The organism is Polycladomyces subterraneus (assembly GCF_030433435.1).
In the GTDB taxonomy this organism is placed as follows: Bacteria; Bacillota; Bacilli; order Thermoactinomycetales; family JIR-001; genus Polycladomyces; species Polycladomyces subterraneus.
Map to the genome: position 1 here is coordinate 13,482 of NZ_JANRHH010000031.1, position 25,091 is coordinate 38,572.

Annotated in this window: 20 protein-coding genes and 1 pseudogene; 12 read left to right on the top strand and 9 right to left on the bottom strand. The window is 51.2% G+C overall.

Annotated elements, in window-relative coordinates:
- The first annotated feature begins 45 nt into the window (after positions 1 to 45).
- The 3 genes from arcD to NWF35_RS07165 all read left to right on the top strand — a co-directional run bounded on the left by arcD (position 46) and on the right by NWF35_RS07165 (position 3,209).
- A complete protein-coding gene (gene arcD, locus NWF35_RS07155) occupies positions 46 to 1,476 on the top strand; it encodes an arginine-ornithine antiporter (RefSeq protein ID WP_301238498.1) in 1,431 nt (476 codons plus the stop codon).
- Positions 1,477 to 1,600: 124 nt separating this feature from the next.
- Positions 1,601 to 2,221, top strand: a complete 621-nt coding sequence (locus tag NWF35_RS07160) for a DUF47 domain-containing protein (RefSeq protein ID WP_301238372.1) — start codon at positions 1,601 to 1,603, stop codon at positions 2,219 to 2,221.
- Positions 2,214 to 3,209: an inorganic phosphate transporter gene (locus NWF35_RS07165; RefSeq protein ID WP_301238373.1), complete on the top strand. Its 996-nt coding sequence runs from the start codon at positions 2,214 to 2,216 to the stop codon at positions 3,207 to 3,209. The genes NWF35_RS07160 and NWF35_RS07165 overlap by 8 nt, the downstream gene beginning before the upstream one ends.
- 19 nt (positions 3,210 to 3,228) lie before the next feature.
- Here NWF35_RS07165 and NWF35_RS07170 read toward each other — a convergent pair whose 3' ends face one another.
- The 7 genes from NWF35_RS07170 to NWF35_RS07200 form a co-directional block, all read right to left on the bottom strand.
- Complete coding sequence (locus NWF35_RS07170; RefSeq protein ID WP_301238374.1) at positions 3,229 to 4,161, bottom strand: DMT family transporter; 933 nt, start codon at positions 4,159 to 4,161, stop codon at positions 3,229 to 3,231.
- Positions 4,162 to 4,292: 131 nt separating this feature from the next.
- Positions 4,293 to 5,228 carry an aromatic acid exporter family protein gene (locus NWF35_RS07175; protein ID WP_301238375.1) on the bottom strand — a complete coding sequence of 312 codons (936 nt, stop codon included), beginning with the start codon at positions 5,226 to 5,228 and terminating at the stop codon, positions 4,293 to 4,295.
- A gap of 332 nt (positions 5,229 to 5,560) precedes the next feature.
- Entirely contained in the window at positions 5,561 to 6,274 is a 714-nt protein-coding gene (locus NWF35_RS07180; protein WP_301238376.1) for a LutC/YkgG family protein, read from the bottom strand.
- Entirely contained in the window at positions 6,271 to 7,701 is a 1,431-nt protein-coding gene (locus NWF35_RS07185; RefSeq protein WP_301238377.1) for a LutB/LldF family L-lactate oxidation iron-sulfur protein, read from the bottom strand. Before NWF35_RS07185 ends, NWF35_RS07180 begins: the two co-directional genes overlap by 4 nt.
- The gene (locus NWF35_RS07190) at positions 7,702 to 8,442 is read right to left on the bottom strand and encodes a (Fe-S)-binding protein (RefSeq protein WP_301238378.1); all 741 of its coding nucleotides are present in this window, start codon (positions 8,440 to 8,442) and stop codon (positions 7,702 to 7,704) included.
- Positions 8,443 to 8,519: 77 nt separating this feature from the next.
- Positions 8,520 to 9,236: a FadR/GntR family transcriptional regulator gene (locus NWF35_RS07195; protein WP_301238379.1), complete on the bottom strand. Its 717-nt coding sequence runs from the start codon at positions 9,234 to 9,236 to the stop codon at positions 8,520 to 8,522.
- 256 nt (positions 9,237 to 9,492) lie between these two features.
- Positions 9,493 to 10,497 (bottom strand): aldo/keto reductase, encoded by a 1,005-nt coding sequence (locus NWF35_RS07200; RefSeq protein WP_301238380.1) that lies wholly within the window; start codon positions 10,495 to 10,497, stop codon positions 9,493 to 9,495.
- 182 nt (positions 10,498 to 10,679) lie between these two features.
- On the opposite strand from NWF35_RS07200, the gene NWF35_RS07205 reads away from it, so the two are divergent.
- From NWF35_RS07205 to NWF35_RS07215, 3 genes and pseudogenes are all read left to right on the top strand, one after another.
- Complete coding sequence (locus tag NWF35_RS07205) at positions 10,680 to 11,501, top strand: inositol monophosphatase family protein (protein ID WP_363321571.1); 822 nt, start codon at positions 10,680 to 10,682, stop codon at positions 11,499 to 11,501.
- Between the two features lie 47 nt (positions 11,502 to 11,548).
- On the top strand, positions 11,549 to 12,973 hold the full coding sequence (gene pepV / locus NWF35_RS07210; protein ID WP_301238382.1) for a dipeptidase PepV: 1,425 nt from the start codon (positions 11,549 to 11,551) through the stop codon (positions 12,971 to 12,973).
- Between the two features lie 317 nt (positions 12,974 to 13,290).
- Positions 13,291 to 13,685, top strand: a pseudogene (locus tag NWF35_RS07215) (CDI toxin immunity protein).
- 453 nt (positions 13,686 to 14,138) lie between these two features.
- Here the strand turns inward: NWF35_RS07215 and NWF35_RS07220 are convergent.
- Positions 14,139 to 14,816 (bottom strand): hypothetical protein, encoded by a 678-nt coding sequence (locus tag NWF35_RS07220; RefSeq protein ID WP_301238384.1) that lies wholly within the window; start codon positions 14,814 to 14,816, stop codon positions 14,139 to 14,141.
- A 270-nt stretch (positions 14,817 to 15,086) separates the two neighbouring features.
- Here NWF35_RS07220 and NWF35_RS07225 point away from each other — a divergent pair, with 270 nt between their 5' ends.
- From NWF35_RS07225 to NWF35_RS07235, 3 genes are all read left to right on the top strand, one after another.
- Positions 15,087 to 15,848 (top strand): GNAT family N-acetyltransferase, encoded by a 762-nt coding sequence (locus NWF35_RS07225; RefSeq protein ID WP_301238385.1) that lies wholly within the window; start codon positions 15,087 to 15,089, stop codon positions 15,846 to 15,848.
- Between the two features lie 4 nt (positions 15,849 to 15,852).
- Positions 15,853 to 16,809 (top strand): lysophospholipid acyltransferase family protein, encoded by a 957-nt coding sequence (locus NWF35_RS07230; RefSeq protein ID WP_301238386.1) that lies wholly within the window; start codon positions 15,853 to 15,855, stop codon positions 16,807 to 16,809.
- A 249-nt stretch (positions 16,810 to 17,058) separates the two neighbouring features.
- Positions 17,059 to 18,024, top strand: a complete 966-nt coding sequence (locus tag NWF35_RS07235; RefSeq protein ID WP_301238387.1) for a metal-dependent hydrolase — start codon at positions 17,059 to 17,061, stop codon at positions 18,022 to 18,024.
- Between the two features lie 910 nt (positions 18,025 to 18,934).
- On the opposite strand, the gene NWF35_RS07240 is transcribed toward NWF35_RS07235, so the two are convergent.
- The gene (locus tag NWF35_RS07240) at positions 18,935 to 21,199 is read right to left on the bottom strand and encodes a molybdopterin-dependent oxidoreductase (protein WP_301238388.1); all 2,265 of its coding nucleotides are present in this window, start codon (positions 21,197 to 21,199) and stop codon (positions 18,935 to 18,937) included.
- Positions 21,200 to 21,689: 490 nt separating this feature from the next.
- On the opposite strand from NWF35_RS07240, the gene NWF35_RS07245 reads away from it, so the two are divergent.
- From NWF35_RS07245 to NWF35_RS07255, 3 genes are all read left to right on the top strand, one after another.
- The gene (locus tag NWF35_RS07245; RefSeq protein WP_301238389.1) at positions 21,690 to 22,274 is read left to right on the top strand and encodes an RNA polymerase sigma factor; all 585 of its coding nucleotides are present in this window, start codon (positions 21,690 to 21,692) and stop codon (positions 22,272 to 22,274) included.
- Entirely contained in the window at positions 22,246 to 23,841 is a 1,596-nt protein-coding gene (locus NWF35_RS07250; RefSeq protein WP_301238390.1) for a DUF4179 domain-containing protein, read from the top strand. Before NWF35_RS07245 ends, NWF35_RS07250 begins: the two co-directional genes overlap by 29 nt.
- A 294-nt stretch (positions 23,842 to 24,135) precedes the next feature.
- Entirely contained in the window at positions 24,136 to 24,996 is an 861-nt protein-coding gene (locus NWF35_RS07255; RefSeq protein ID WP_301238391.1) for an AraC family transcriptional regulator, read from the top strand.
- Positions 24,997 to 25,091: the final 95 nt, after the last annotated feature.

Consider the following 25,091-nt stretch of genomic DNA (forward strand, 5'->3'; position numbering starts at 1 on the left):
GACGAGTCGAAGCCCACTGTTACGGACTCGTCTTTTTACTTTGATATGGTGAATCGGAAAGAACTCAACTTGTTTTCATTGATTGCCATTGTGGTCGGCACGATGGTGGGAGGCGGTGCGTTCAATCTGCCGAGCGACCTGGCCGTCGCTGCCAACAGTGGCCCTGTTCTTATCGGTTGGCTGATCACCGGGGCCGGGATGATCGCGTTGGCTTTGGTGTTGCAGAATTTGGCCATGCGCCGTCCCGATCTGGACGGAGGGATCTACAGTTTTGCCCGGGCAGGATTTGGTGAGTTTTTGGGATTCAACAGTGCATGGGGATACTGGGTGTCAGCGCTGTTGGGCAATGTGGCTTATGCTACCTTGCTGTTCGGCTCGCTCAGTTATTTCTTTCCCATGTTCGGCAAAGGGAACAATCTCCCCTCCATCGTTTTTGCATCTGTTTTGCTGTGGTTGCTCCACTTCTTGATTCTACGCGGGGTGAGGGAAGCAGCATTTGTGAACCTCATCACGACAATCGGAAAACTGGTCCCCATTTTCCTGTTTTTGATCCTGATGGTGTTTGCGTTTCACTGGGATGTTTTCGTCCGTGACTTTTGGGGAACGGCTCGGGGTTTCGACTGGCCGGTGGTCAAACAACAGGTGAAGGACACCATGCTGGTGACACTGTGGGTGTTTGTCGGGGTAGAAGGTGCCGTCGTGTTGTCCGGACGGGCTAAGCATCGAAAAGATGTGGGGCGGGCCACCGTCATCGGATTGCTGGGCACGATGGTGATCTACGTTTTGATCTCTGTCCTTGCCATGGGAGCACTCAGTCGCGGAGCGCTGTCGAAACTGCATGAGCCATCATTGGCGTATGTGTTGGAACACGTGGTCGGACCCTGGGGGGCTGTGATCATCAACTTGGGGTTGGTCATTTCCCTGTTGGGGGCGATGCTGGGATGGACGCTTCTGGCCGCGGAATTGCCGTATGTCGCAGCAAGAGATGGGATCTTTCCCCGATGGTTGGGCCAAGAAAACCGCAACGGCAGTCCGAGTGGGTCGTTGTGGTTGACCAACGGGCTGATTCAACTGTTCATCATCATCGTCCTCTTCTCTGAGTCAACCTATCAGGTGGCGTATTCATTGGCCAGTGTTGCCATTCTGCTGCCTTACCTGTTTTCGGCGTTGTATCAGATCAAACTGGTATGGACCGGTGAGGGGTATGCTAAAGGCGAATCCCGAGGCAAAGATTTGCTGCTTGGGATCGCTGCTGTAATCTACGCATTGTGGCTTGTTTATGCCGCCGGGTTGGATTTTCTTTTGATGACGGCGATTTTGTATGCGTTGGGCATTTTCTTCTATATTTCCGCCCGCAGGGAAAATGGAAAAAAAGCATTTCGCGGTTGGGAATTGCCGCTTGCGACCGGGATTGTCATCGCAGCTGGCGTGGCAATCTATCTGATCGCTGTCGGCCAGTTGTCTCCGGCGGGTTGATAGGTTCGTCAACGACTTCTATCATGAACCATTCCTTTACATTTTGGTAAATCCCATTTTCAACCCAATTGATTAAGAGTATGATAAGGAATGGTGAAGAAATCATGGACAGGAGGAATTGGCGTTGTTGTTCAACAGAGCGAAGGACCGGGTCTTCTACCAAACATTGATCGATGCAGCTGCAAACCTGGTCGAAGCCATGCAACTGTTTCGTGAAAATGTTGAAACCCTGGAAGAGAAAGAGCAGTTCGCCGAACGGCTTAAAGAGCTGGAAGACAAAGGCGACGATTATACACACCTGATCATCCGGGAATTGAATCAAACCTTCGTGACACCGTTGGATCGGGAAGATATCCTGCAGTTGGCGGTCAAGTTGGATGACGTGCTGGACGGTGTCGAAGCGTGCGCATCTCGTTTCGTATATTTTCGCGTGCATCAAACCACGCCGTATTTGATACAGTTCGCTGACATCTTGGAGCGTTCGGCCAAGTACTTGCATGAAGCCTTCATCGCACTGGAAAAAAGGGATTTCGCCACGATTCGTAAACTCTCCGTCGAAATCAACTTGTTGGAAAATGAAGGGGACCGGCTGATGCGGGAAAGTGTGGGTTCGTTGTTTGAAAACCCGACCGACCCGATTGAGCTGATCAAGATGAAAGAGATTTACGAGAAGCTGGAAGGCGTGACGGACACGACGGAAGACTTGGCGGACGTGATGGAAAGTGTGGTTATGAAGTATGCCTGATCCGATGTGGTTAATCGTACTCGTCGTCATTCTCGCACTTATCTTTGATTTTACCAACGGGTGGAATGATTCGGCGAATGCGATTGCAACCGTTGTCGGCACGCGGACGCTCTCGCCGCTCCAAGCCCTGCTGTTGTCAGCCGCGTTAAACTTGGCCGGGGCATTTTTCTCCACTGCCGTGGCCGAAGCGATCGGGAAGGACATCGTTGATCCTAATGGCATTACATTACTGGTGATCGTCGCCACTTTGTTGGCGGCCATTTTGTGGAATACGGCCATGACACTGATGGGCTTGCCGATCAGCGCATCCCACGCTTTGATCGGGGCATTGGTCGGAGCGGCTATTGCATACAACGGATGGGATGTACTGCGAGTGAAAGGGATTGTCACCATCTTGATCGCTCTTCTGGTTTCACCGTTGCTGGGAGGCGTGCTGGGATTTGCCATCATGAAACTGATCCGCCGGGTGTTTGCGGAAACATCGCCTTCCAAAGTGAAAAAATGGTTCCGCCCGCTGCAAATTGTATCCGCGTCGTTCATGTCGTTCAGTCACGGTACGTCGGATGCACAAAAGGCGATGGGCATCATCACACTCGCCTTGTTCACCAGCGGACATCTCTCCAAATTAGAGGTTCCGATCTGGGTGATGATAGCCGCCGGTTTGGCCATGGCTATCGGGACGGCGGCCGGTGGGTGGCGCGTGATTCAGACAATGGGCGCTCGTCTGAGTCGGTTGGAAACTCCTCACGGTTTTTCCGCGGAAACCGCTGCTGCACTGATTTTGACCACGGTGGCCAAAATCGGCGTCCCGGTCAGCTCCACGCATACGATCACCGGTTCCATCATCGGTGTGGGTGCGGCCGAACGCATTCGCAGTGTGCGTTGGGGCATCGCCGGCAAGATCATCTACGCTTGGGTGTTGACCCTGCCGGGTACGGCCGTGATGGGCTTTATCCTGTATGAAATTCTGCGGGTGCTGGAACCATAATTATCCATAAAAAAACCGGTCAAGTGACCGGTTTTTTGTTTTCCTTGGACAGTGCGACAACGGTGGCAACGATGCAGATCCCGCCGATGGTCTGCCACACGCCCATCGGCACATGCAGCCACACCACCGTAACGATGGCCGCCGCCAGCGGTTCGGCACAGGCCAAGAGGGAGGTTTCCGTCGGCGTGAGATAACGCAGACTGTCCAGATACCAATAGAATGCGAGCAACGTACCGAAAATGACCACAAATCCGACGAGCAACCAAGTGTTACCCGTCCACACTTGCTCCGACGTCTGCCAAAGCGGGTGCACGATGTTCATTCCCACACCGCCGATCAACATGGCCCAGCCCACGATGACACCAGCCCCCCACCTGCTCAACAATCGGGACGGATACAACGTGTAAAAAGCGGCGGTGACGGCGGAGCCCAACCCCCAGACAACGGCGGAAAGGGAGATGCTCAACTCGTCCAACCGTCCGTTGGTCACCAGCAATCCGGTTCCCACCAGTGCGAGCACCACGGCGACGATATCCTTCCGTCCGGGAAGTTGTCGGTTGCGGAGCGCAACGTAGACAGTGACGAAAATGGGGCCCAGGTACTGTAACAGGGTGGCAGTGGCGGCGTTCCCCGCTTGGATCGCTTCAAAATAGGTGTACTGCACACCTGCCATTCCTAAAAACGAAAAGATCAGCAGTTGGCGTCGATCCGATTTTTGCTTCCAGACCTGCCACACCTTTTGTTTTTGCACCAAAGCGAAATACAGGAGCAGTAGAATGCCGGAGAGGGACAACCGAAGGGAAACGAGCCAACCGGGTTGAAATCCTTGGTGCTGAAACAGCCATTGCGCTACCGTACCCGACAATCCCCAACAAGTAGCCCCGGCCAATACCATGGCGAACCCTTTGAGGCGGTGAAAGGAGGGGGGGACTGCCATTGTTACAGACCGCATTGGATTCATCCTTTCCCGAAAGACGTTTCCCTCCATTTTAACGGGAAAATGAAGAGTTGGAAATGGGTTCTTGCATCCGTGTTGAGGCGTCTGATACAAGGGATATGTTTTCGCCTTGGTCATCAGACACCTTAGACGGCATCGAAAATGTATCCTTCCAACTCGTTCAGCATCTGCAATAAAGCAGCACGGATTTCAAATTCCTTGCGGGTTTTGGGGAGTGGCATGTCTTCGCAGGTTTCACGCAAGGCGCGGATCTCCTCCTGGATTGGGTGGAAATCATCCTCACCAGAACGCAATGCTGCAGACATTTTTCTGAGAATTGAGGCCAGCATCTTCCCCTGAACGATCACCTGATCCACACGGGAGACGAGAGCAAGCATGTGTTTGATGCGTTCATACTGCTTTTCTTTTTTTTCAAAGTGATGAAACCGGAGGACGTCGTCCGAGGTGATATAGTTGTCCTCATGCAGGAGCGCTTCTTTTTTTCCTTGTTGAATCAGGTTGTGGATGGTGAGAATTTCCGCACCGTCCCACATATAGTCCTTCTCCTCCAACGCACGGGCGAAATGATCGAACACGTTGGCGACCACCAGCTCCAATTGGCGGTGGATGTTGAGGAGTTGTTCCTTGCGGCTCGGCATGTAGAGCCAGTTGATGGTAAGTGAAACGGTCATGCCGATGAGGATCAACCAAATTTCATTCAATAAAATGTCCATATCCAGATGGCCGGCGGTATACACGTGAATGGTGACGACGGTGCCGAGTAACAAGCCGCGCTCGGTCCTGGTCCGTACCAATATTGGAATTAGAAACAGCAGGATTAAGCCGATGACATAAACATGAAAACCCAGCAAACTGAATAGCAAGGTATCCACTGCCAGGGTGAACAACACGGCGATCGTCATTTTTCCGGCTGTGACCACTGTTTCTTTTCGTGTGTTCTTCAAAAGGAGCGCTGCGACGATCCCGGTGAATTCTGCCAATTTCAAATGAAGGACATCGGCGATGTAAATGGCGAGCACCACAGCAACAACGGTTTTTGCAGTTCGGAATCCGATTCTCATGGTTGGCTCATCCTTTTTCCGAAGTGACTAGGGCGTGTCTGGCAAATTCTGTCCTATTGCTCTCCCGGTTCGCTCCACCTGCCTCCCATAAGAAAGTAGGTCATGGCCGCTCCGATCCGGAGCACAGGACGCGGGCAAAGTACGCTTCGTTTCGATTTCATGTTTGCGCTATCCGGGTCTTCGCTCGGTCGGGCGTGGTGAGTCGCTCACCCGGGAATGCATTTGCTCCTTCCCGGATTCACTCTAAAAGCGAGAGCCGGTGGGCAAATCTCGGTAACCGGCTCCCATGTGAAAAGTATAGGCAATGGATCCAAGCTGTTCAACGGGTTTCGTCAGCGGTCCGTCACGACGATGTAGGTGGCTTTGACGGGTCCGTGTACGCCTACGACTAGGTTCATCTCAATGTCGGCGCTGTTGCTGGGGCCGGAGATGAAGTTGACACAAGACGGAATCGCTTCCCCCCGTTTAGCCCGATCACGGATCATGCGAGCAGCTTGCGTCATGCGGGGCACAAGCGTACTCAGGGGAACGATGGCGATAAAGTAACGGGGGAGAAGGCTGACGGAGCGGCCTTTTCCTCCACCGCTCATCAGGACGACGGTCCCCGACTCGGCCAGTGTGATGTCGCTGATCGAGATGCCCACATCGGCCTGCTCCGCGCGTTCGATATTGGTTTTCCCTTTTTCAGGATCCCATATATACACGTCCAACCCGTATGGATTGTCTTGGGTGGTGCATAGGGAAGATAACCCGAACTCGTCAAAACGCGGATCATCCGAACAGATCACGGAATTTCCGTTGTAAGAGCGGATCGTTTCCAAGAGTACGTCAGGCAGGGATGGGGATTCCGTTCGCCGAACATCCGTATGAATCATCCGACATTGACGTTCAAACACTAACAACAGTTCTTCCTGAGTCACATCGGCGAGGGTGCGCCATTGCGGTCCATACTCCCAATGAGAAGGCCGCTTCACCGATTCTGAAATACGGGGACGTCCCAGTTTCCGGGCGATTCGCTCCAGAAACGCTTCGCGGTTGTGAATCACAACTGCTCACCTCGTTTGCGCCGATTTTCGAACCATTCACGGAAGGTTTCCCGTTTGGGGGAGGGAAGGTCACGAATTGATGTCCACGGTTGGAGCGGTCCCGGACCTTGATGGATGACGCCATCTTCCTCCCAGGGTCGAAGAGCGGTTCGTGCCAGTTTGGTTCCCCACCGGTACAGACGGGGAGATTCGGACACCATGCCGAACGCCTTCATCGCCAAACGCTCGCCGAGCGGTGATTGCCTTTCTTCTTCGGCCGTTTTTTGCCGGTGTTGGATCAACAGTTCGTGCAACGGAATTTTCACCGGACACGCTTCCGTACATGCGGCACACAAACTGGACGCGTAGGGCAGTTCCCGGTAGAGATCTTCGCCGCCCAATAATGGCGAAAGCACGGAGCCGATCGGACCGGAGTAGATGGAACCGTAGGCTTGCCCGCCAATGTGGCGGTATACGGGGCAAACGTTGAGGCAGGCGCCGCATCGGATGCATTGGAGCACGCTTTGGAATTCGGTGCCCAGGATGTCGGATCGCCCGTTGTCAACGATCACCAGGTGAAACTCTTCCGGTCCGTCCGCGTCGCCTGCCGCTTTGGGCCCGGTCAGGCAGTTGATGTAGCTGGTCAGTTTCTGGCCGACGGCGCTACGGCAGAGCAATCCCACCATCACCTCCAGCTCCTCCCAAGTGGGTACGATCCGCTCCATCCCCATCACTGCGATGTGGACGGGCGGCAGGGAGGTGACAAGCCGGCCGTTTCCTTCGTTGGTGACCAAACAGACGGTGCCCGATTCGGCGACGGCGAAGTTGCAGCCGGTGATTCCCACTTCCGCCGTCAAAAAATCGGGACGAAGTTGCTGACGGACGAACGCGGTCATCTCTTCGGGCTCAGCGGACCCCGTATATCCCAGCTTTTCCGCGAACACCTGGCGGATCCGTTCCCGGTCCTTGTGTATGGAGGGCCCCACGATGTGGGAGGGGGGATCATAATCGTCTACTTGCAGGATGTATTCTCCCAGATCCGTTTCCACCACCCGGCAACCGATCGCTTCCAGGACGGAGTTTAGGCCGATTTCTTCCGTCACCATCGACTTCGATTTGACGATGCGGCGGGCGCCTCGTTTTTGAACGACATCGCGGATGTAGGCGGTCGCTTCCTCCGCCGTTTGTGCGAAAAAGACATGGCCCCCGAGTGCATGTACCCGGTCGCTCAATTGTTCAAGGTAAAAATCCAGATATTCCAGGGTGTGACGCCGAATCTCTTCACCCAGCCGTCGCCATTCCTCCCAGTCACCCAATTCCTCAGCTGCACGCAGGCGGCTTGTCTGCATGCGTTCCTGCGCGGCACGGACCGCGTTCCGCATAAATTGATCCCGAATTCCTTTGTCCACCCGCCGGTAGAAAACGACGTCTCCAAATTGCAGGCCCATTTATCTCCCCTCCTTCTCCAGACCGGACTGCAACACCTGGGCGATGTGCATGACACGGATCGGTTTTCCCTGACGGTGAATCCGGCCACCCAAATGCATCAGACAGCCGCAATCGGCCCCGATCAGGACCTCGGCGTCCGTTTCCTCAATGTGCGATACTTTTTCATCGGCCATCTGCTGGGAGATCGGCGCCATCTTCACGGAAAAGGTACCGCCGAACCCGCAGCAGTCATGTGCGCAGGGAAGCTCGGCCAGCGACAGTCCCTTGACATGGGCCAACAGCTTCATCGGTGCATCTTTCACCCCAAGCAGGCGGGTCATGTGACAGGAACGGTGATAGGTGGCTTTGACGGGAAGTGTTGCATCGACATCCTCCACTTCCAGGATTTCTACCAAAAATTGTGTTAATTCATAACTCTTTTCCGCCAATGCACGTGCTTTTTCCTGCCACTCCCGTTCGTCCTCTCCGGAAAAGAGATGAACATACTCCTTCAACATGGCCGTGCAGGAGCCCGAAGGGGCCACCACATAATCGGCGTGGGCAAACGTCTCGATCATGTGGCGGGCGGCCTTTTTCGCCTCCCGATGATATCCGCTATTGAAGGCGGGCTGGCCGCAACAAGTTTGCGCGACGGGGAAATCCACTTCACAGCCGAGCCGTTCCAACAGCTCCACGGTGGCTCGTCCGACTTCCGGATAAAATACATCGGCCAAACACGTGATGAACAACGACACTTTCATGGGAACTCCACTCCTCTCCCTGTTCATCAGGTCATCAGATGACTTTGTGTAAACACGTGATGCAAAGAAATTTTGTGTCACTCCTGTTCCCCGATTCGGCCTGACAACAGTTGTTCCACTCCGTTGAGATGATCCACCATCCGGATGCGTGCCTGTTCGGCGTCTTGGGCTGCAATCGCATCGTATATGGCACGATGTTCACGATTCAATCGTTCGGCGATGGACAGTTCGGCGAAGAGACCTTGTTGCCGTGCTTCCTGCATGGCAGTGACGATCATTTCCGAGACGCTGTCCAGCAGGTTGATCAGTAGGTGGTTTCGTGCCGCTTTGGCGATTGCCAGATGAAAAGACCAGTCCAGTTGTTCCCCGCGGGTATGATCGTGTACATATTTTTCCATTTGGTCCAGAATGTACTGGAATCTTTCAAGGTCTTCCTCCGTCCGGCGACGGGCGGCAAACATGGCAGATCCGGTTTCCAGCAGCCGACGGATTTCAAACAGTTGGCGCACGTCTTCGGGGCTCATCAACAGGGCATGCGACAAAGTGGAGGACAATGTACGCGGATCGTACTGCCGCACGTAGGTACCTTCTCCCTGCCTCATTTCGATCAGCCCCATGGCCTTGAGGGCGCTCAGCGCCTCCCGTATCGCCGAACGGCTGACTCGAAAGGATTCGGCCAGCTGTTCGACTGAAGCCAGTTTGTCTCCGGGTTTGAGTGATCCATCCTTGATTTGTTGGATCAACTGATCCGCCACTTGTTCGTAGATCTTTTTCTTGTGAATCTGTTGATACATGGTCTCCACTCCTGATGACACCATTGGATACGCTTGAGGGCGTGTCTGATTCCCTCCTGCGTGTTATTCAGGAGGGAGAGAATTTCTGTGCGGGAATAAGGCTACCCTGCCTTCCAAGCACTGTTGAATGGCTGGCTGGGTGATAACGTTTACACTTTTGGCCGAGTGACCATTTTCCCTTTCACTGCTGTTCGGGGGAAAATGGTCACCTTTAAATCGGTCACAACTTAGCATCCGAGTGTCGGCCCTTGACTTGTCATTTATTCATCAATTGAGAACGCGACGGCGGGCCGAAATTTTGCTCCGCCGGTATGGGGTTGGTCACCTTTTCCTGGAGAATACGGTCAATGCGTGCCAGATCTTCCGCGGTCAGCTCCCATCCCATCACGCCATCCACTTCTTTCAGTTGTTCTGGACGACGGGCTCCCCACAGTGCGACCGAGACGCCCGTTTGTTGCAAAGCCCAGCGTACGGCTAACTGCGTGACGGTTTTTCCTTTTTCATCGGCCAATTTTTTCAGCTCGTCAACGGCTGACAGATACTGGCGGAAATGCTCACCTTGAAACATGGGGCTGTGATGGCGAAAGTCGTCTTTCGGGAATGTGGTGTCTGGTGTAAATTTTCCCGTCAGCAGTCCGTGTGCCAGCGTGCCCCAGGTCAGGGTACCGATTTGGTGCTCCGCGCAGTAACGGAAGGTGGTGTCAAGCTCCTCCGTCTGGAACAGATTCAATCGCGGCTGGTTACTATGTAATGGCGCTGCTTGCCGCCAAACGTCCATCTGCCCTGGTGAATAGTTGCTGACGCCGATAGCACGGATTTTGCCGTCTTGATACAATCGGTGCAATGCTTCAGCTGTTTCCTCGATTGGAACTTCAGGATCAGGCCAATGCACTTGATACAGATCGATATAATCCGTACGGAGCCGGCGCAGGCTGTCCTCCACTTCCCGGAAAACACGATCGCGGGATGAGTTGCGCCAGACCCGCCCTTCATCGTTCCATTCTAAACCGACTTTGGTGGCGATGATCACCTGATCCCGTCCGTGTTCGGCAATGGCCTCACCGACGATCTCTTCCGAGAGGCCCATTCCATATACGGGGGCGGTGTCGATCAGGTTGATCCCTTGATCCAAGGCATGGCGGATCGCCCGAACCGCTTGAGCACGATCCGTGCCTCCCCACGCCCAACCGCCGATCGCCCAAGTTCCCAGGCCGATCCGCGACACGTTTAAATCAGACGTACCGAGTCGGATATATTCCATTTCATGACCTCCCGTTACCGGATTATTTTTATTGTCTTTTATTGAACGTCCGCTCGTCAAGGATGGGAGCGCTTCCCAACCCGATATTTTCCTTTCCCTGTTTTATAGCGGGTTTGGTCGTTTTTCATCCCCCGTGATATAGTTAAAAAGGGAACAAATGTGTTCCGTTACGGAAGGAGAGGGTGGGATTGACCTTTTTGGATGTCGCTGTAGAAGCAGCTCGCCGCGCGGGTGAGTTGATCCGTGAAAAGGCATACCAAACAAAACAAGTGAAACAGAAAACGTCAGCTTCCGACTTGGTTACCGAAGTGGACCAACGTTCGGAAGAGATCATTCAGGAGATCATTTTGCGGCATTTTCCCGACCACGCCATCCTGGGAGAAGAAGGTGTGGCCGCGGGAGATAAAACCGTAGACGAAGTATGGGAAGAAAGCCGGCAACACGAATATGTCTGGATCGTGGATCCTATCGACGGTACCAGTAATTTCGTGCACGGATTTCCCTTTTTCTGCGTGTCCATCGCGTTGGCGAAAAATGGAGAAGTGATCACCGGCGTCGTGTATGATCCGATGCGGGACGAGCTGTTCACCGCGGAAAAAGGGAAGGGAGCGTATCTGAACGGAAAGCCGATCCGAGTCTCGGGTGAGGAGACACTGGCCGAAAGCATGATGGCGACGGGCTTTTCGAATGGGCAGAGAAGAGTCGAGCAGCAGTTGCGCATGCTTTTGCGGACGGCTTCGCGTTTCCGGAGCCTCCGAAACGGGGGTGCCGCCGCTTTGCATCTGGCGTATATTGCCGCAGGCAGACTGACGGGATATTGGGAGTTGGGTCTCAATCCGTGGGATCTGGCGGCGGGTGTGTTGCTGGTGAAAGAAGCGGGAGGCGAAGTGACCGACACTTGGGGCCGGCCATTTGATCTGACGGTGCGGAACATGTTGGCCACCAACGGAAAAGTGCACCGGGAAATGGTGGAGCTGTTGCAGGAATCGCTGGCTGACTTGTAACGTGACGGTTGCATACCGGGAATGCCGATAATAGGGAGGCAGATACGATGACGATCGATTGGCAGAGGGAAGTGGAATCCCGAAAAGACGAGTTGCTGGAAAAACTGAACGCGTTTTTGTCCATTGAAAGTGTTTTGGACCCGGATACTGCAGGTGAAGGTGCCCCGTTCGGCAAAGGAATCGATCAAGCGTTGACCTATATGTTGGAACTGGGGAAAGAAAACGGGTTTTCCGTCAAAAACCTGGATGGATACGCCGGACATATTGAGTACGGTGAGGGAGAAGAGATCGTCGGGATCTTGTCCCATGTGGATGTGGTGCCGGCGGGGGACGGCTGGACCACGCCGCCGTTTTCGCCCGACATTCGCGACGGCAAATTGTACGCCCGCGGTGCGATTGACGACAAGGGACCGACGATGGCCGCGTTTTTCGCTCTGAAGATCGTGAAGGAGCTGGGCCTCCCGCTGTCCAAAAAAGTGCGCCTGATCCTGGGTACCGACGAGGAAACCTATTGGCGCTGCATGGATCACTATTTCAAACATGAGCCGATGCCGGTGATGGGCTTTACACCCGATGCCGATTTCCCGTTGATCGTGGCGGAAAAAGGTTTCCTCGACATCTCCCTGCGCGGAGAAGTGCCGTCCGGCGAACCTGTTGCGGAAGGGGAAGATACTTGGACGCTTGCTTCCTTTACCGCCGGGCAACGGGTGAACATGGTGCCCGATCTGGCCAAGGCCAAATTGGTGGGCGAAGGCGATGTTTTTGGCCTGAAGGAGCAGTACCAGGAGTTTCTGCTCAGCCGCCGCATCCGGGGCTATGCCGAGGAAGCGGATGATCACCTGATGTTGGTGCTGGAGGGAGTTTCACACCACGGTTCCGAGCCGGGCAAGGGGTTGAACGCCGCGCTGGAACTGATCCGGTTCCTGAAGGAAAAAGTACAGTTGGATGCGGACGGTCAGCGCTATGTGAATTTCGCCCATCGTTATTTGGTGGACAGCTTCTTCGGTGAAAAGATGGGACTGGCGCAGTCCGATGACATTGTGGGCAAATTGACGGTCAACGCCGGTGTGTTCCAGTATGAACGGGAGCAGTCTCACTTGGTGCGGATCAACGTGCGGTACCCCATTTCCGGCGATCATGAAACGATTTTGCGGGAGATCGACGAACTGGCCCGTCCGTACGGGTTGCGTGTCGAGGATGTAGATCACAAAGCGGCCCATGCTGTGGACAAAAACCACGAGCTGGTGCGCACGCTCTCCCAGGTGTATGAGGAGCAAACCGGGCAACAAGCCGAATTGCTCGCCATCGGCGGCGGCACCTATGCCCGTGCGCTGGATGTCGGTGTGGCGTTCGGTCCGCTGTTCCCGGGTCGCGAAGAGACGGCACACCAAAAGGATGAACACATCATGGTGGACGATCTGTTGAAAGCGACGGCTATTTATGCGCAGGCGATTTACGAGTTGGCGAAGTAATCGGACCAGCGTTACCAGCGGTAGCGGTTCTACCGCTGGTTTTTTGTTGATTGGAGTGGCACCGCAAAGGCTTGTTTACCTTGGAATATATGATCGTCATGGCTGCGGTGATTCTCTTGGCCGACGTGTTGTACTCGGTGCTGAGCATCAACGATGTGGCTGGTAAAATAGGAAAAAAGTGATTCAGGTGCTGAACGGGCAGAGTAATAACACCGGCATATTGGAGAGGTAGTTTGTCAACATCGGGAACCGGCTTTGTATGATGCCGGTTCTATATTAATACAGGGCGCGTATAGAGGGCTAGGAGGCTATCGAATGTGACTTTATTTGAAGAATGTATCCATGCTTTGGGCAGGAATTGCAAAGTACTTTCGAAAAAGGAAACAAACCGTTTATTCACCGAACTTGGAGAGAAATATCCTTTTACTGATTGGGGGCGGATTGATTGGGAAAAAGTAAAGAATCGATTTTATATGGAATCCAGTGATGAAATCATAAAGTATCTCAAAAGAGAAATACCTCAATTAAATAGCATTGTATATATTATATGGGATGAAGCCAGTTGCCTGCTGTAGAAAGTGATTTGCAAACGATACTTCGAGTAATTGATGATGCTACTGCTGTGAGTTATGACACATGGCTATATTGTCCATCTGACGGGTATGTAATAGAGTTTTTCCATGAAGGAGAAATCGTTTTAGGTGTGAGGTAAATATGTTTTCGTCTTCTGGATGATGTGATAATCGCCATCAAAATTTTGGTGAACAAAGCCAAGAAACAGGGGATTTCCACTGTAGTACTAAAACGATATCTATTGGTCGGTCACGGCGGATGAAAGTGAAAATGTCACAGCACCGGAAGAACCCTCGCTGGTTTTCGTTTTAGTTGGCGATTAGGAAAGTATCATGAAAATGATCCATGGACAAAATCCTACCACCATCGTCGATTTCGAAAGGCTGGGGAATATCCTGATTTCGATTGGCGAAGCAATCTATCATTTTCAAATGCCATACTAGGGGTGTGTAAGGAGGAAATGTTTTCCTGGGTGGTGACTTACCAAGCACTCCCCCCTCAAACGGTTATTAAGTGGGTCGGGGAAGGAAAATGAACCCCCGGGACTCTGTCAACAAACTAAACCGGCATCATTCGATGCCGGTTCGCTTTTTCATGGTAAGGTTTTGTTCACCGTGTTCAGTAACGGGTCCAGTATGCCCCCAATCAATCCGTTACCCCCGTTGTTGCCATTATTCCCTTGATCGCCATGATCATCGGGAGGTTGAGATGGTTGCTCCTGTGGCGGTGGCGATTGGGAATCCGGCGGATTGCTCGGTTCGGATTGGGATGGTTGACCCGAGTCATCCCGACGGGGTTTCCGTGATGGTTGATCAGAAGATGCCGGTTCCGGAGCAGGGTTCGGTTCGTAGGCGGGTTGTTCCCTCTCATTTGTAGATGTATTTCCGTTGGTACGACCGGTATTCGGTTTCGATTGTTCATATGTAGGTGCGGTGATGGATGGTTTGTTCTCCGGTTTCATCGCAACCGCCGGCAAATGAGGAAACTGTGACGGATAGTCGGCAGAACGGGATACATGGTTTTTAGACGCATCGTTTTGGCCTGACGGATGGACAACAGGTTGTTGTTGGTCGTTAGAAGTGGGTACGGACGACGGGGTATAGGTGTAATAATCGCCAGAGATTTCTTTCAACACATGTTGTCCGACAGGCGCTTGCGCCGTTTGTGCGGGGATGAAGCCGGTCAACAGGAAGCATCCCGTTACGGTGGCAAATACCATTCTCCTCCGCTTTTTCAACTGCTTTCGACGTTCCGATCTCGTTGGCTGCATTGAACACTCCCCTCCTTTCCAACCCTATTCATCGGCCATTGTATCAAATTGCAGGCGGCTTGTCTGTACCAGCGGAAATGCAATTGGTGTCAAAGTCAGGGGATATTTGACATTCATAGAGGGAAGTTGCTTGTACTCTTGTGTTCCGATGGGATAAGCCCTCTGTTTTTTAACGATTGCGCAATAGGGGCTCAATCTTCGCTACACAGGCGTTTGATACAATTCCTTCGATCCCGGTAAACAGACATTTCCCCAAGGAGGGGGTCCCTCATGGCGAAAACGATAGAGACACTCACTCCGCTGACAGTCAAGTTGGCGGAAAATGAGGAGGAGCGGCAACAAGCCTTCCGCTTGCGTTACCGTGTGTTTGTCGAAGAAATGAAGAATGCGTTACTATGCAATCCCCAACGGTTGGAATGCGATCAGTTTGACCCGTATTGCGACCATCTGATCGTCGTGGAACCTGACCGGGGGGAAGTGATCGGTACGTATCGTTTGTTGCCGGGTGACCGGGCTCGTCGTCACTGTGGCTTTTATTCCGAGACGGAATTTGACCTTTCCGCTTTTCAAAGTGCGGCATCGGTCACCTTGGAGTTGGGGAGGAGTTGCGTCGCACCGGAATACCGCGACGGAAAAACGATTCAATATTTGTGGGCTGGTATCGCGGATTATCTGAAACGGCATAGGTTTCGGTACCTTATCGGTTGCGCCAGTTTGCCGTCAATAGAACGAGAAGATCTGAACCGGGTTTACAGTTGGCTGCATTGGAAGGGGATGTTGACCGACGAATTCGGGATTCAACCACTTCCTGACCGGAAAGTAGAAGGGTTGGAACTCATCGACATCACGGGGCAGGAGAAAGCGATCATGCGGACCATTCCTCCTCTGCTCAAAGGGTATGGTCGTTTGGGAGCCAAATTGGCGGCCCAGCCCGCATACGACCCGATCTTTGGTACCTTCGATTGGTTGGTAGTGCTGGAAACATCACACGTAATCCGACGGTATCAGCGTCACTTTTTGGAGGGGAGGTAAACGTTTGTACGAATGGATCGGCAAATTGACGAAGAGTGAACGGAGGATGCAGACGGTCTCGTATTGGTTGCGGCGGATGCCGCGTCCGTTGGTTGAATGGATGTGCCGATGGTTGGGTTTGTTGCTTTTTACGGTAGGTTTTTCGTTGAGACGGAAAATCCGGGAAAATCTGTACCAATTGTTGCCGGAACGAACTTCCAGGCAAATCCATCGCATCGCCCGACAGTATTTTGAGCACGGGGTCCTTACATTGTATGAGATTCTGGTCGATGTACCGTCCGAGTCGATCGGGAACTGCGCAAGATTTACGGTCGAAGGGGAAGAACATCTGAGACGGGTGCTGGAGAACGGAAAAGGGGCCATTTTGTTTACTCCTCATGTCGGCAATTATTTTTATTATTACTGGTACTTCTCACAACGTTATCCCTGCCTGACCGTGGTGACGGCGGGGAGTGAAGAGTTGCGCCCCCTGTATCTCCGCATGCAATCACTCGGATGCCAAGGATTGGATTATGACCATACCCCGCCGCTGACGCTTTTGCGCAAGTTGCGGCAGCATTTGCGCGAAGGTGGTGTCATTCTGCTCTTGGGGGATTTTTGGCGGCCCAATTTTCCGCGCGCGCTGATGTTCGGCAGACAAACGCGCAGTCCCAGGGGAGCGGCCCAATTGGCTTTGCAAGAGCAGGTACCGGTGATCCCCTTTTACGGATACCGTGAGCGGGGCTTATGTCATCGCATGGTGATCGAACCGCCCGTTCACCTGTACAAGTATTTCGAGTCCAATCAAACCCTGGAAGCGACCAACCGGTTGAACGGTTTTCTGGAAAGAGCGATCCGCGCCTGTCCTGAGCAATGGTTTTACTGGTTTAATGTCGATCGCCGTTTGGATTTGGTGGGCGATCGGGCTGTGGAAGATGGAGGGAGTAAAGATGAAATCGACCCGGTTTCCGTTTCTTCGTAAGAATCAACAAGTTCGTCACTCGATGATTTCAAGAACGTTTTCGACGGGCATTTTGTCGCCTTTGGCAGGCCGGGCGGGCAAAGGAGGACAGGTTTCCACTCCCGCCCTTCTCTGTATTGGGGCGTTTTCGAAGGCAACGGGAAACGGGGGAGAAAGAGAGTGAGGTGATCCATTTTACCGGGTACACCGGGGATGGATTGTCTCACTCTCTCGTTTATTCGGGAAGTGTTCAGCAAGAGAAAGGGGAGAATGTCGTTGGATACGGGAAGCCATCTGCTGTTCGGATTCACCATGGCCGGGCTGTCGTATTTGGACCCGGCGATATCCGGTGACCCTACCTTGGCCCAGGCGGTGATGGTGGGAACGGTGGTGGGTTCCAATGCGCCGGATTTTGACAGCGTGGTGCGATTGAAAGGATATTCCGCCTACATTCGTCATCACCGGGGTGTCACGCATTCGATTCCCGCTTGGTTCATCTGGCCGGCGGTGATTGGAGTTCCGTTGGCCGCTGGATATCAAGTGTGGGATCATTTTTGGACGTTGTACGGCTGGATATTGCTATCCGTCATCTTTCATGTGATCTTGGACTTGTTCAACACCTACGGTGTGCAAATCGCCCGACCATTCGTGAAAAAATGGTTTCACCTCGATATTTTGGCGATCTTTGAGCCGTTTTTGTTTGTGGTGCATCTAGGAGGGTTGTGGTGGTGGTACCAAGGAGCCGACCCGCGTCAGGTGTTTGGTTGGGTGTATGCGGCCACCGTCGGGTATATTGTTGTTCGCGCGTGGCATCATCGGCGGGTGATCGACCGAGTGTATAGGGAAACGGGTTTGGAAGGAGTTTGCCATGTATTGCCCACGTTTCACTGGTTCCATTGGCTGTTTGTCGTAGAAACGGAGGATGGATTTTATACAGGGAAAGTGTCGGGGCGTTCGGTGCGGGTGGAAGATTTCTACCCCAAGGCACAGGAGCACTCGGCAATCCGGGCGAGTATGAAAACGGACGGGGTGCGGGCGTTTCTCAGTTTTGCCCAATGGGTGCACGTCACCTGTCGCGAGTTGCAAGACGGGTACGAAGTCATATGGAGCGATGTTCGCTTTTGGTACGACAAAAAACTGCCGTTTGGCGTCAATGTCCGGCTGGACAAACACGGCAACGTGGTGTGGCAACGGTTGGGCTGGCGCAAGCGGCTGTGGGACCCACCGTTTGTGTGAGGGGGAGAGAGGGAAAGAGCCGCCCGTTTGGGGCGGCTTGCTCGATTTCTTTTCGAATTTCTTCTGACTGGAGGAAACCGTTACACATCCTCCTGCATCTTTCAATCATGTTTGTGTTCCATCCATTTGCTCCAACGTTGGAATCAGGTCAATAACCCCCGCTCAGAAGTCCCATTTTTAAACAACTGTTTGTACAATGGGGGACCGCTCCTAGCATATACTGATTTACGGGTGTTGGGGAGAGGGGAAACCCTCTCTTTTTTTGTGTGTGGATGTGACGGGACCTCAACGAGTCATGTTTTTGCGGTACCGGCGCTTCAACGCTTACTGCAATATTGTATTCTCGGCAGACGGCCAGAAAACAACCCAGCATAAAAGCTGGGCAAGCAAAATCCACAATGTGGTGTCCAATCCATTTACCAATGCATCAAAATGCTGTTCTGTCGGAAATACCGATGAAGCGAGTAGTCCCAATCAGGATAGTAAAATAAGGCTACGACGTGAATCTCTCGATCAGAAGTGTGAGCGCACGACCGCTGCAATTGTGGGTCAGTCGCTGGATAGTTGTACAGAAAAAGCTCTAACCCAAGGCAGGCGACCAACCTTAGCGCTTGGGAGTGCGGGGCTTTTTTTGTTGTTCGTTGGGGGGAGTGAGTAGCTGACGTATCTCGAGGAAAGTTTTGAACGCGGTCAGTATACCAACCACGATCTCACCAGCAGGAAGATTGTGATGACTGTGTTCAGAGCACGGCAGAAGTACGCGCTTCAGGACACCCCCGCCGCGCAAGATTAGACCATCTCTCGTAAAACGGAGGATTGATCTAAATGAAAGGTCCTCAACTAACAGGCTGACTCCCCCTCCTTGGTGAGGGGGAGTAACAGGAATTCTCACCTAACTTATGCTGATCCGCTACACCGTTTCGGGGTGAGATTTCATAACAACCACAGGAATTCCATTCAAAATCGCATTCCCGGATAGTTCGTCTACGGCTAGTTCATCAGATAGTATGTTGTAGTTGACTCCGGCATATCGATTAGCAGTTTCGAGACGGATACCTGGAAGATTATGTCCCCAGCCATGTGGAAGACTGATAACACCAGGCATCACATCTTCCGTGACCTCAACCGGAACCTGAATCTTGCCCGTGCGAGAGGTGACTACCGCTTCTTCTCCGTTGGACAGTCCCAGTCGCGCTGCATCATCGGGATGAATCCACAGTGTACAACGATTGTCTCCCTTTACTAATGTTTCTATGTTATGGAACCACGAGTTGTTGGAGCGCAAATTCCGTCTTCCCACCAAAACCATCTTCTCACTCGGAGATACCCGAAGCATTTTCCGAAGCCTCTTTACATCCTCAACCAGCAAATCTGGAGCCAACTCAATTTTTCCCGATGGTGTAGCCAGAATTTCCGGAATGCGGGGTACAAGCGGCCCTAGGTCGACGCCATGCGGGTTGGCTTTCAGGACAGCCAAGCTTAAGCCTTCCGGGTTGGATCTGAAGTGGTCGCCATACGGTCCCACCCGCAGTAAGAAATCAAGCATTCGTTCTGGACCCCGATCCGCATTCAATTGAGACATTATTTCCTTCGGTTCACGGCCCGCTATCGATGAATTTGGATTTTTCACCTCTTGTTGGATCAACTGCATTATAGCGAAATCGTCCAAAGCCTTTACCGGATCACTGCCAAGTTCTTTTTCACTAAGAACGGCCATCAGGTTAAGCAAGATTTCCCACTCGTCCAGCTGATCTGCTGGCAAATCAAACACAGGTGGGGAATAGTGGGCAATATTTCTTACCGATAGTTGATAAAATGTTATATCGTAATGAGAATGTTCCAGTGGTGAAGGCGCTGGCAGGAACACGTGCGCATATCTGGTTGTTTCATTAAGATAACAATCAATACTAATCATGAACTCCAGGTTCTCGAAAGCTTTCTGAAGCCGGTTGCCATTTGGTGTTGAGAGAACCGGATTCCCGGCAATTGTAATAAACGCTTTGATTTGCCCGGGGCCAGGTACTTCCATTTCTTTGGCCATACAGACAGCAGGCAATTCTCCAATAACTTCAGGCATGTTTCGAACACGGCTGTGAAACCGGCCGTAACGGATTCTGCGCTTCTTCCCAGAGCTTTTTGCTGCAGCAGGTGTTGGAAACATCACACCGCCTGGACGATCTAAGTTTCCGGTTAAGATATTCAACACATCAACCAGCCAACTGTTGATTGTCCCATAAGCCTGTGTACATGTCCCCATTCGACCGTAAACCGCTGCTGTTGGCGCTGAAGCAACCTCACGGGCTAAACGGTGGATGGTGTCGGCAGGTATTCCACACAAGGGGGACACTGCCTCGGGAGAGAATTCCTGAGCCAACTTTCTCACTTCGTCTAAACCGACCAAGTGTTCTGCCAGCCTTCCCAAATTCACCAATCCCTCTTCAAAAAGAGTATGAACGAGCGCAAAGAGAAATAAAGCATCCGTTCCCGGACGGATAAAGTGATGTTCATCGGCCGCTTTTGCTGTAACAGTCCGGGCAGGATCAATTACGACTAACTTGCCGCCCCGGTTTTTTAACGCCTTTATTCGCGATCTCATATTGGGTGCGGTCATCAGAGAACCATTCGATACCAACGGGTTGGCACCTATCACCAGTATATAATCTGTACGGTCTACATCGGGAACCGGAACGTTAAAATTCCCACCAAACATGAGTTCAGACGACAGCTGCTTCGGTATCTGATCCACAGTACTGGCGGAAAATCTGTTTCGGGTACCAATTGCCCGGATGAACATAGGAGCATATAGTTGGGCGGAAAGGTTATGAGAGTTGGGATTACCCAGATAGATACCGACAGAATCCGGTCCATGCTCTTTAATGATAGGGAGCAGTCGTTTGCGAACCTCTGCAAATGCCTCTTCCCATGTCACTTCGTGCCATTCCGTTCCTCTACGGACCATAGGCTTTTTAATACGATCCGGATCTGCATGGAATTCTTTTAAGCTATATCCCTTTGGACACAAATAGCCCCGACTAAACGGATCTTTAGAATCGCCGCGAATGGTCAGCACTTCTTGATTCACAGTATGAATCTCAAGACCACAAGTAGCTTCACAAAGAGGACAGGTTCTGTAATGGACTTTCGTTTCGTGAGTAAGCTGTCCATCAGATTTCATCAACTTCCCTCCCACCCAACGCTACTAACCGGTTGGTATGTCCTTCTTCTACTATATTTTTTTTAGAAAATTCATTCAACAAAAATAAAGTCACAGCCTGAAGTTCATTATTTGACGCGAGTTACCCAGTTAGAACAGCGTTAACTATTGAAAAGCATGTTGTAAGGGGTATCTCATGCCCATCAAGCGGAGATGTGAAGATTCCTTAACTTGATGGGCGATGCGGTAGAGGGGCATTTTCGTTGCTTTCCACAGTTTATTTCCACTTATTTCTGAAATGGCACCAGACTTGCCCAATGCTCCCTCTACTCCGATGATACTGTCCGCCCGGGCATAAATGATCCTTCACCCTTGGTGCTCCTCTGTGGATACGTTTGTTAGCCGATTGACTATGGTCTTCACTTCACAATAAATTTTTTTTCATAAGCGAATGAAAATAGAAAAGGTGAAGGTAATATTGGATAGAAACAACGAGAGGGGAGGAACTGAGTTGCGTGATGAATCGCAGTGGGTGCAAGAGGTGCTACAAGGAAACAAAGAAGCTTTTGCCTTCATCATCGACCGATATAAACAACGTATCTACGCATTAATATATCGCATATGCCGGAATACGCATGACGCCCAAGACTGGACACAGGAGGTATTTATTCGCGCTTACCGCTATTTACAAAGTTATCGCCAGGATGAGTCCTTTTCCGCATGGATTTATAAAATCGCGGTAAACACATGCAACACGCAATTACAAAAGAGGAAAGTCTACACGAAGGATACGATTGTAGAAATTCCGGCAACAAATACAACGGACAGTCCCGAAGAGAAGATGGTAAGTTGCGAAAGAAAAAAAGAGTTGCAACAAGCTTTGGACCAATTGCCGGAACACTATCGCATGGTGATCATGCTCCGTTATATGGATGAGTTGAGTTATAAGGAAATAGGGGAGATTTTGCAGATACCCATGACCACGGTACAAAACCACTTGTATCGTGCACGAAAACAATTGCAGAAACATCTGGCAGGCCTAGTACAACAGGAAGGTGGAAAAATTTATGATTTGTTCAAAACAAAATCTTCTTGAGCAGTGGTGGGACGGGTTTTTAGAGAAGAAAGAAGTCCCGGATTTGGAACAACACCTTCGGTCCTGTTCGGCATGCCAAACCCATTTAGCTGAGCTTAAAAAGGAAAAACAAGTGGTGGAAGAATGGTTAAACGAACCTGTGTTGCATGACTCTTTCACCGAGCAGATCATGGCCCAGATTCGGGAACTGTCACCTGAGCAGGAAAATGAACCCGTCATACCTATAAAGAAAAAAAGGGCTCGGCGCAGAAGAATGGCGCTGGTGATCGGTTCCACCGTAGCGATTTTAGCGATATTCCTTGGGATCGGGACGGCAGTGTCACCTGCGTTTGCAAACTTTGTCAAGAAGAGCATTTTTCTGATCGATCGGTTCGATTCCCATGATGGCGGATTGAAACTAGCCGCAAAAAACGGGTTTAGTGCCCCTCTTAACAAAAAAATAACCAGTTCGGGGTATACGGTCGAATTGAAAGAAGTGATTGCCGACCCTTCCCGCATTACGGTTGATTTCCAAATCAGAGACGCAAATGGAAAATTGGTTCTCTATAAATTAGGCAATGATAACTATTCTCCCATCGCATCTTTGGTGGATGAAAATGGGAAAGTTCTGGCGTATGGCCATGACAATACTGGGGATTCCAACCAACATCGCCTTACCCTTATACCCACGGAGCCCCTGCCAAACAAAGCAACACTACGGATATCGGCGAATGTATTGCGCCACTTCGATCTGCATCATGAAAAAATAATCAAAGGGAGCTGGAATGTGTCTATACCGCTACAGCTAGACAAAGGCATATCCTTTACCAGAGTCGCTCACATTAATCAAACGCGGACTTTTCATGGTGTAGATGTCCAGTTGCATGACTTTTTATATTCACCGAGCGCGATGTCTATACAATACTCGTTAAAGCAAAATGAACAAGAAAAGAAACAGCTTCAACGAATCGCAAAACAATTCCCGCAACGTGATTATTCACCGAAAATGGATTATGAAATTACGGATAATCAAGGAAAAATCCTTGCTTACCTTACCCATGATGATCTATCCGGCAAGAGAGAGGAAAATCACCTTAACAGTGCCGTACAGAAAATTGGCGTTGGAGAGATTTCCAAGAAGGATCTGTACGATCTTCATCCACTGAAGAAAGGATACTTCTTCCGATTAAAAGGAATTGTGAAAAAAGAAGCTGCAGATGCCCACATCACATTTAACCCACAAACTGTCTCGCAACAGCCTGTATCGTTTAACTACAAAGGAAATTTGATCACCATCACTTACGCGGGGCATGAGCCTTCAAAAGGTTCACACAACCACAATCTTGCGGTGAATGTGGAGTTAAAGCCGGTTGACAATTATCAGGGCTCAATGGATTGGCACTTTGTTGACGACAAAGGAAAAGTACACAACTTCTATGGTAGTGCAGAGAACAAAAATGGCGTTTATCATTATACGCTGGTCATTGATGATATTGTGGATGCTCCCAAACAGCTTATCCTTGTTATGGATGCGATCGACCATTATTACCCGGCCTATTGGGAGGTTCCCCTCCGGTTTTCCAAATAATAGTCACCGCACATCGCTATCAAGCTAAGAAAATAGAATACCGCTAAGACGGAAACGCTATTCTTTCCTTAGAGATAAGAAAGGATGGCGTTTTTTCGTGAATCCCGATTCAATATGAACTTCGCCTGCGATAAACGGCTTGAATTATCATCTTCACCACTCTCGATCCTCAGTATGTTTTTGTATAATTTTGGATAATTAGGGAGATGCAATAAGAACCTGTTCGCGGAAAGCATGAAATGACAGGATTACCTGATAAGTCAGTGGTACGATTAACCAAGGGAGGTGGTGCGGTTGGATTGGTTAAACCGGATGAACGATGCTCTTGACTTCATTGAGAAGAAACTGGATGAACGTTTGGATATCGAAACAATTGCAAAGGCTGCTTATGTGTCTACGTTCCATTTTCAACGAATGTTTTTCATGGTGACTGGAATGACAGTGGCCGAGTATATACGAAAACGCAAACTAACATTAGCCGCGCAAGAGCTGACAACGTCATCATCTAAGGAGTTGGACGTAGCGTTGAAATATGGCTATGATTCTCCTGAGTCCTTCTCCAAAGCATTTCGAAAAATCCATGGCATTGCGCCCTCAGAGGCTCGAAATCCAGGCGTTAGCCTTAAAGCTTTTCCCCGCATCACCTTTCATCTATCACTGAAGGGAGACAAAGAAATGGATTATCGAATTGTGGAGAAAGAGGCTTTCACGGTCATCGGCAAGTCCATTCAAGTAACGTGTCAAGATGGAGAACACACACGCCAAATCCCGAAGTTCTGGGAAAAATGTCATCGAGATGGCACCATTGCCAAGCTTGCCTCCATCGGAACAGGTGAGAACTTGCTTGGGATCTGCTTGGATATGCAGCCGGGTAGGGGAGATTTTACCTATATGATTGGAACTCAAGCCGATCCAACAATACCGGCGGAAGGGTTCTCCGTGAGCACGATCCCTGCTTCCACTTGGGCTATATTTACCTGTGTCGGTCCGCTCCCCGGAGCCATACAGAGCGTGTTCAGCCGAATATTTCAAGAGTGGTTTCCCGCCACAGGATATGAACACTCCGGAGCTCCCGAGCTGGAGGTATATCCTCCGGGGGATACCATGGCGGAAGACTATCGGTGCGAAGTTTGGATTCCCATTGTAAAAAAATAGTCAGTTGACAAACCGATTGCAAACAGCAGTCGGTTTTAATTTTGCGATGAAGCAACGAGGCCGTTGTTAGTGTGGATCATTAGTGGCCAGTGATT